Origin of the sequence: Piscirickettsia salmonis LF-89 = ATCC VR-1361 (genome assembly GCF_000297215.2) — a bacterium.
GTDB classification, from domain to species: domain Bacteria; phylum Pseudomonadota; class Gammaproteobacteria; order Piscirickettsiales; family Piscirickettsiaceae; genus Piscirickettsia; species Piscirickettsia salmonis.
In genome coordinates, this window is the sequence record NZ_AMFF02000212.1 from 1 (window position 1) to 557 (window position 557).

1 protein-coding gene is annotated in these 557 nt (G+C 32.9%); it reads left to right on the forward strand.

Annotated features, from left to right (window positions below):
* Nucleotides 1-324 (forward strand): VOC family protein (locus C200_RS15875; protein WP_033923830.1); only part of this gene is annotated, 324 nt, incomplete at its 5' end.
* Nucleotides 325-557 lie beyond the last annotated feature (233 nt).

Here is a 557-nt window from a genome sequence, read left to right on the forward strand (position 1 = left end):
GGTAGCGACGCTTACGTTTCTGCATGGGCAGTAAGAACTCAAAATATAAATAATGCCATTGACCTTTATACAAAATATGGAATAAATATTGGCACTCCTTTTTCAATGTCAAGGCAAGCTAATTCAGGTATAAAACACTGGAAAATGGCATTATCACATCAAACAGACTTAGAATATAAAGGAGTAATCCCTTTTCCAATAGAATGGGCACTAAATAATCATCCAATCTTAAACCTTCCTCCACAAGGGAAATTAATTAGTTTAAACATAGAAACACAAATCTCAGTGATTTTTTCACGAAAATCAACATATCACAACAAATAAACATAAACAGAATAAAGAACACATATTTAAGCGCAAAAATAATAAAGAACTCAAAAGAGTTCACGATTTAATGAATATTATCTTTTAGCTCTATCAACTTAGTTAAAGCGAATAAGTTCTCAACAATTACTGGCAATGTGTCCCTAGATATTGCACTTAGCTGTCGTTAGTTTTGTAATAATACGCATTTACTATCCATGGTCTATGTAAAGGGCACTCGTAAGCGTCGCTAC